We start from the raw sequence: 2,263 nt of genomic DNA, 5'->3' as shown, positions 1-2,263 counted from the left end.
GCGCGCCGCTGATGTGAGCGCGCGCGCCGCCGCCAAGGACAAGAAGCTGCTCGGGGCTTACGCATGACGACGGCCGATCGGAAGCCAACCAACGACAGATTGACGTCAACACGTTGAACAACGGAGCTCCGCGACAGCGGAAGAGGACTGGTGCAGAACAAGGACGACGGAACGCACGCTATCTTGCCTGTGGCCACGCCCTCAAAGGGCGCGATGGACCACGCCGGAGTGCCTGTGATGCTGCTCCGTCAATCCATGGAAAGATGCGCCGCGACGGATCCCGTGCTGCCTGGATGCAGCATAACTTCGCCGTCAATGAGCGCGGAAGACTGCACAGCGCGCCAGGACTCGTTCATGTCGTCGTGTCTCATGGTCAAGCGTGCATCAGAGGGCTTTGTCGTAACAGAGGAGATCATCGACAATGGGTAAGAAATTGCAAAACATCCGACCGTAAGCGTCCGAAGCTTGCACGTCGCTCAGCTCTTGACAGGATTTCCGGCTTTCCAAGCCCGCGGCAGCAATTCGTCGAGACGATTGACCGGGTGCCGATCGATCATGCGCGAGAGCACGTCATGGAGATAGGCGTAGGGCTCGACGCCGTTAAGCTTGCAGGTTTATGCCGCCCGCCGAACTATGCCGAGTCGGGTCGTTTTCCCCAGATTTCTCGCTGACCGGCGTTTGATCGGCTCGGCATAGTTCGTTCTGTGCCTCCGCTTTCAACAGCGGAGAACAGGAAGATGGAAGTTGAAGAGTACCTGGGCAGAAGCCGGCTGTACCGGCGTCTCAGAAGCGGGCCGCACGGACAGCTCGTCGAGCGCTACGCCGCTCGTCTCGTCGAAGAGAGGCTCGTTCGGCACGGCACATGGCGTTGCCTGAACGTGGTTGGCGGGCTCCTGAGTTGGATCGCAGGCTGTCGCTACAAGCTGGCCGATCTCGATGAGCAGGTCGTTGAGCGGTACCTCCGACATCGAGGCGGGAGGAAGTCTATCCAACCCGGTGACCGGGCCGCGCTCAAGCGATGGCTGTCGGTGCTGCGCGAGGACGGCCCGATCGCGCCGTTGGTGCTGCCGCCTCTCACCCCGCACGAACGGATCTTCAAGGAGTTCGATGCCTACCTGCGGTCAGAGCGCGGCTTGGCCCCGAAGTCCATCGTCCGCCATCTCCCGGTCATCCGCAGGTTCCTGCACGAGGTGTGCTCCGGCGGCGCCGGCGACCTGTGCAAGATCAGCCAAGAGGACGTGATCCGCTACATTGAGCGCCACGCCCAGGATTGGAGCCCGAGAACAGGCAAGGCGATGTGCTGGTCGTTGCGCGCCTTTCTCCGTTACCTCCACCATCGGGGGCTGAACGCGCGCCCGTTGGCGGATTGCGTTCCATCAATGCGACGATGGAAGCTCGCAACTCCGCCGACCTATCTGTCTGCCGCTCAGGTGCGGAAGGCTCTCGACGGTTGCGACCGAGAGACGGTGATGGGGCGGCGCGACTACGCCATTCTGTTGTTGCTGGCCAAGCTCGGCCTGCGGGCAGACGAGGTCGCGACGCTCACGCTCGATGATATCGACTGGCGCGCCAGCGAGATACTCGTTCGCGCCAAGGGCCGACAGCGTGCACGGATGCCGATACCGCCAGACGTTGGCGCGGCCATCGTTGCATATCTGCGCAATGGCCGCCCAAAGTCGTCGTGCCGACGGTTGTTCGTCCGCACACTCGCGCCACGCGTCGGCTTTGCTTCCGGATGTGCAATCACCATGATCGCCAAGGCCGCTCTCGATCGCGTTGGAATCGAAGGTTGCGCACACCGCGGCGCCCATATCTTCCGACACGGTCTCGCTACCGAGCTTCTCCGATCTGGCGCGACCTTGTCGGAGATCGGACAGTTGCTGCGGCACGAGAGCCACGACACCACCCGGATTTACGCGAAGGTCGACATTGATGCGCTGAGAACATTGAGCCTGCCCTGGCCGGGAGGCGTGCAATGACCAATCTGCGCTCCGCACTCGATAAGTACCTGAGCATGCGCAAGGGACTGGGATACAAGTACGAGCACCAGACCCGTCGGCTCGCCGACTTCGTCGCCTTCATGGAGAAGCGCAAAGCCAGGATCATCACGACGAAGCTGGCAATGGAATGGGCAACGCTGCCGCCCGATCGTCATGCATCCTGGGCGCTGAGATTGAGCGACGTGCGCGGGTTCGCGCGCCATGTCGCCAACTTCGATCCGAGAACGGAGGTGCCGCCCGTCGGCATGCTGCCGGGGTTGAAG

Annotated in this window: 1 protein-coding gene and 2 pseudogenes; 2 read left to right on the top strand and 1 reads right to left on the bottom strand. The window is 62.4% G+C overall.

The window, feature by feature from the left end; translation table 11 throughout:
- Positions 1 to 476 precede the first annotated feature (476 nt).
- Positions 477 to 614, bottom strand: a pseudogene (locus WCE35_RS23405) (transposase domain-containing protein); the annotation flags it as partial.
- Between the two features lie 123 nt (positions 615 to 737).
- On the opposite strand from WCE35_RS23405, the gene WCE35_RS23400 reads away from it, so the two are divergent.
- Together WCE35_RS23400 and WCE35_RS23395 are read left to right on the top strand one after the other, a co-directional pair.
- A complete protein-coding gene (locus WCE35_RS23400; RefSeq protein ID WP_424595686.1) occupies positions 738 to 1,979 on the top strand; it encodes a tyrosine-type recombinase/integrase in 1,242 nt (413 codons plus the stop codon).
- Positions 1,976 to 2,263 (top strand): annotated as a pseudogene (locus tag WCE35_RS23395) (tyrosine-type recombinase/integrase); the annotation flags it as partial. The gene WCE35_RS23400 and the pseudogene WCE35_RS23395, both read left to right, overlap by 4 nt.

This window comes from Bradyrhizobium sp., from assembly GCF_049691595.1.
GTDB lineage: Bacteria > Pseudomonadota > Alphaproteobacteria > Rhizobiales > Xanthobacteraceae > Bradyrhizobium.
Note: the sequence above shows the minus strand (reverse complement) of the source record. Positions and strands in the feature narration are given on the sequence as shown.

Bases quoted from the DNA above. Each gene is read 5' to 3' on its own strand.
- WCE35_RS23400 (WP_424595686.1), top strand. From the start codon at position 738: ATGGAAGTTGAAGAGTACCTGGGCAGAAGCCGGCTGTACCGGCGTCTC.